The organism is Kitasatospora sp. NPDC048298 (assembly GCF_043201465.1).
In the GTDB taxonomy this organism is placed as follows: Bacteria; Actinomycetota; Actinomycetes; order Streptomycetales; family Streptomycetaceae; genus Kitasatospora.
Genome location: NZ_JBICYZ010000143.1, coordinates 1 through 4,660, shown reverse-complemented (window position 1 = coordinate 4,660; position 4,660 = coordinate 1). Strand labels below are relative to the sequence as shown.

Here is a 4,660-nt window from a genome sequence, read left to right as displayed (position 1 = left end):
TGTCCTGTGACAGCGAAGTTTCACCGTTTGCCATCGAAGTTTGATCGACCTGCTTGTGCCAGTAGTTCGCCAGGCGGCGGTTAGGCTTCCGTTGCTTGGACTTCCTGGCTGGACCGCGCTGGTTGGCGCTGGCGGAATGCTCTTAGACGGCAAGCCCTGGAACACCACAGGCGCGTCCGTCCGCCGGGAGCGTTGACCAGCGGAGTGCCGCACATTCCGCATCGCTGACCGCGGTGCTCCTTCAGTATCGCTTCCCGGCAACTCGCTGAACACCAGCGGGCAAGACGGCGCTGTCGGAAGCGGCCCTTGCAGTGCTCGCAGGTGAAGGTGGTCAGTTGCAGCATCATCGGCCGTGGGTTTTTGGAGTAGCGGTTGCGGTGGGCGGAGATCCGGCAGCGCAGGGAACACCACATCCGCCGGCGGCCGACGCCTGGGCCTACTGGCAGTGGATCGCCGCACTCGGGGCACGGCTTGCTTTCCAGCACCTCCTGCAGGAGGGCGGCGTCTCGGCCGGTTGCCTCGGCCAGGCGACTCCAGCTGGTCGCATTCGGTCGGCCGCGGGAGCCGCAAAGGCAGGTCCGCAGGTAGTCGGGGTCGAGGTGGTTAGCGCGGGCCAGACGGGCTATGAACGGCCGAAATCCCTCGCCTGCCAGAGGGCGGACCTGGATAGGCAGACGGGGAATCCGCTGGCTGGTCCGGAACGGCTCTGTCACTCCCAGGGTCCTGAGGCAAGAAGCTCTGGCGATTCGGCGGCGACGTCCAGCGGGACGGCCTGCAGCCCATCCTTGGTGATCTTTTCGGTGCCGCTGAGGATGGCGTCGATCGCCGCGCCGCGGATCTGGTGAGACAAGGCGCCGATCATGCCGCCCGTGCGGTCGTGCAGGTAGCGGTCCAGCTTGGCCAGGCTCCCGGGCCGGTGCCTGAGCAGCAGCAGGGTGTCCTCCAGGGTGGCGACCAGCCCCTTCCACTCGCTGTTGTAGGGGAAGGGATGAGAGGGGACCAGAGTGAAGCGTCCCGCGATCTGGGCGCCACGGGTGCCCGACAGCAGGGTGCTGCGTTCGATGCCGATCCCGGCGTAGACGAATGTCGCCGGTATTCGCTCGGAGAAGTACTTCAGGGTGTCAGCAACTTCGGCACCGTGACGTGTGGTCAGCGAGATGTTGTGCAGCTCGTCGACCAGCACGAGCCCGGTGCGGGTGTCGGTGCAGACACCGACGACGGCCTCGATGATGTCGGTGATGTTCGCCCGGCTCTTGACCGGCAGGCCAAGGAAACGGGCGAACTCAGCCGCGATCATGCGTGCCGTCGCGGCGGGCGGGACGGTGACGTAGAGGACCGGGATCCGGTCGTGTCCGTTCGGATGACGGGCCCGGTCCAGGAGTTCGTGGGCGCGTCCGAGCTGGGTGATGGCGATCGTCTTTCCGGTGCCAGCCGGCCCGGAGACGATCAGACCGCGGCGGGCGCTGATGGCGTGGCGGTTCAGCACGACGAGTCGGCGACCGCAGGTGACGGTGTGGCGGACGGTGGAGGTGGCCACCACCAGCAGCCGGGCATGGTGGTCCAGGCGACCTTCGTTGTAGATGGCCTGGTCGAGTTCGGGCAGAGCCGCGTACTCGGCCGCAGTGAGCAAGATCGGGGGCGGCGGAGGGTCGGCGACGAAGTGGCGCCAACCGTCCAGCGTGGTCAGGTGCCGCGTGGGGCCTTCGGTCACGGCATCCAGCAGGGTCACGAGCGTCTCCAGGGGTCTTCCAGCGGGTTGAACAGGCCCAGCGGGATCACCTTGGCCAGCGTCTCTGCGTCCGCAGGGTCCTCGGCACGAGGCTCCGGCGGAGCCACCTTCTGCGACGGGGGAGCAGGCTGTGGTGCCGGTGCGGTCGGGCCGGCGGCCTTGGTTCGGGCGGCGACTCGCCGGTCCCGCTTGGTGGTTTTGGCCGTCTCGGCAGTCGCAGGTCCCCCGTGGGCGCGGGTGAGCAACGCAGCGACCGCGTCGGCGATCTCTGTCTCTGTCGCGCCGGGCAACTTGTGGCTGACGTGGTCCCAGGCCAGGTCGCCGAACGGCACCGGGACGCGGTTCAGATGCTTCCAGGTCGCCTGGACCCACGAGCCGTCGCCACGGTGGTCGCGGACCCAGATCCGCGAGGCGTCGTAGGGATCGCGGTGGATCTCCCAGAGCCCGCGTTTGGCGGTGACGCCGGAGTCCCGGCGCCGCATCGGTCCCAACTCGGGGCTGTCGTAGATCCGGTTCTTGATCCTGATGCCGTAGTCGTTGACGACCCGCCAATCGGCCGGCAGCAGTTCGACATAGTCCTGGCCGCTGAGCGCGACCGGAACGTAGCCGCATGCCTCGACCAGCGCGGCGTACTTCTCGTTCGGGGTGAACATCCGTCCCGGGTGAGAGGGGTCGCGGAGCCCGTCATGCGGCCTGTTCTGCCACTTGGCGATGACCCATTCGTCCAAGATCTCCTGCAGTTCCAGCAGCGACCACAGGCGCTCGCGTTCCAGGTGCCGTCCGCGGTGATCGCTGGTGCGGCCGGTGTAGCCGGGCAGGAACTGCGTGAACAGCGTGGCCACTGAGCCGAGCATCTTCTCGATGTGGCCCTTCTCGAAGCCCGAGCCCTTGTGCGCGGGCTGCAAGTCGATCTGCAGGAACCGGCAGGACGACAGGAAGTTGCGCGAGATGAACGCCTTCCCGTGGTCGCAGACGATCATCTCCGGAACGATCACCGGACGCGCTGCCGCGTGGGCCAGCCGCTCATCTAGGTCCAGGAGCCGACGGTGCGGCAGCACCGAGCGCGACATCTTCAACGCGTCCACCCAGCCCGGCCGCATCAACTCGGGAGTGACGGTGCGGGCCAGCAGCACGCTCGCGTCCACCGCCTTGGTGGTCGGCCGCAGCACGGCTGCGGTCAGGGTCCGAGTGGCGACGTCGATCATGGCGGTGAGCTCGACCCGCCCAGTGACGCCGTTGTCGAGCAGGACCATCACGTCCAGCGGGGTGGAGTCGATCTGCATCACCTCGCCCGGCGCGAAGGCCGGCAGTTCGCCGAACGGCCCGACCGCCCCGTGCGCCCGCGAACGCCGGGTCGCCGCCGACCCGAACGTGTGAGTGCCTGCGGTCAGCTTCGCCAGTAGCCGGTAGAGCGTGCGCTGCGAGGGAAGTCGGACCGCCTGCCCGTCGGACACCGCTTTGAGGATCTCACCGGTCCGCCAGATGATGAACGTGCCGGCCCGGGTGGAAGCGTCGACCGCCTCGGCGATCGCCTGCCGCATAGCAGCCACGACCGCCTCGTCCACCGTGCCGAACTCAGGTGTCTTGCGGACCGGCCGGTGGTCGGCCAGCCCCAGCACCCCGTCCGCCTGATAGCGGCGACGCCGGTGGGCGAGCGTGCTCGCAGTCACCGCGAGACCAGCGGCCGTAAGCTCGGCTGCCTTGGCTCGCTGGCGCGCTGTCAGCGAGCGGTCCGGCCCGTACTCGGGACGCGGGAGGGCGTCCGGTCCGGCGTCCGGCGGCAGCCCATGCAGGACCTCAAGGATGTGGCCCTCCCACCACAATGCCTTCTCGACGGTCTGAGCAGGAAAGCTCTCCAGCAGCGACGCGGTCGGCAGCGGCATCCGCGTGGGACTGTCGATGACGGCGAAGTCCGCTCCGGCGATCAACTCCGCCAAGACCACCACCCGTGCGGGCCCGTCGGAGTCGGTCACGGTGACCGCATTCGCGGCGACCGCGACCACCCCTCGGACCTGCCCCTCGAACCGCACCCACTCGCCGACCGCGATCCTCGCCGGCCGCTTCAACTCGCCCATTCCGACCGCCCCTCAACCCAGACCAGACTCTCGGTCCCCAGGAGCTCGCCCTCCAGATCCGCACCGAGCACTCCCGACCACAGCAGATGAAACAGCACCGGCAGCACCCGAAGCCGATCACCCACCCGCTCGGCACCCGACCACAGCGGAGCTGGCTCCCGGAAGACCTCGACCAGCCGAGTCGCCACCTCCGCCGGCCGCCCCGAACGCGTCCGCCGGTACCGCCCCAACCAGCGCATGTTCGCCATGAGCACCGGATCGGGCGTGCCCACCCACTCAAAATCCCAGCCCACCGCCGCACAGGCTCGCCGCATGGCCGCGAACGACTCCCGCGTCGACTCGTCCATACGATCACCAGCGCGGACATCCACGACCCGGGCCCGGCCATCGGCCAGCCGCACGAAGTAGTCCGGGGCGTGCCGCCGCTTGCGCTGCCCGTCATGCCAGTGGAGCCAAAACGGCTGCGAGGCGATCCCGACCACCTGCGGATCACGGTCCAGCAGCAGAAGCCGGTCCCGCTCCAACCACGACTCGTAGCCCACGTGGTTCCCGGTCGTTACCGCGTAGTACCAGCCCGGGAAGCTCTCGCCGCCCTTGGCCCAACGGAACTCCCGTACCGGCTCCGCCGATTCGAAGCGGGTACTCCATCCCAGCCCCAGCGGCTGCCGCCGACGCTCACCCGACTCAAGGAAGTCCAGCTCAAACGCGGACAACGCCGCATCGCCGAACACACGCGCCGGTGCCCCCACCGTTCCCCCAGATCGCCAGCAACCCCACCCGGTCAAACCTCGATGGCAGGAACCTAGCGGTGATCAAACTTCGGTGACAAACGGTGAAGCTTCGCTGTCACAAGACA

Annotated in this window: 3 protein-coding genes; all 3 read right to left on the bottom strand. The window is 68.5% G+C overall.

Annotation, left to right across the window (positions count from 1 at the left end; genetic code table 11):
- Positions 1 to 709: 709 nt before the first annotated feature.
- From ACGF0D_RS43880 to ACGF0D_RS43870, 3 genes are read right to left on the bottom strand one after another with little or no spacing between them, the layout of a single operon-like run.
- A complete protein-coding gene (locus ACGF0D_RS43880; protein ID WP_392926137.1) occupies positions 710 to 1,729 on the bottom strand; it encodes a TniB family NTP-binding protein in 1,020 nt (339 codons plus the stop codon).
- Positions 1,726 to 3,804, bottom strand: a complete 2,079-nt coding sequence (locus tag ACGF0D_RS43875) for a Mu transposase C-terminal domain-containing protein (RefSeq protein ID WP_392926134.1) — start codon at positions 3,802 to 3,804, stop codon at positions 1,726 to 1,728. The genes ACGF0D_RS43880 and ACGF0D_RS43875 overlap by 4 nt, the downstream gene beginning before the upstream one ends.
- Entirely contained in the window at positions 3,792 to 4,535 is a 744-nt protein-coding gene (locus tag ACGF0D_RS43870; RefSeq protein WP_392926133.1) for a TnsA-like heteromeric transposase endonuclease subunit, read from the bottom strand. The genes ACGF0D_RS43875 and ACGF0D_RS43870 overlap by 13 nt, the downstream gene beginning before the upstream one ends.
- Positions 4,536 to 4,660: the final 125 nt, after the last annotated feature.

Bases quoted from the DNA above. Each gene is read 5' to 3' on its own strand.
- ACGF0D_RS43875 (WP_392926134.1), bottom strand. From the start codon at position 3,804: ATGGGCGAGTTGAAGCGGCCGGCGAGGATCGCGGTCGGCGAGTGGGTG.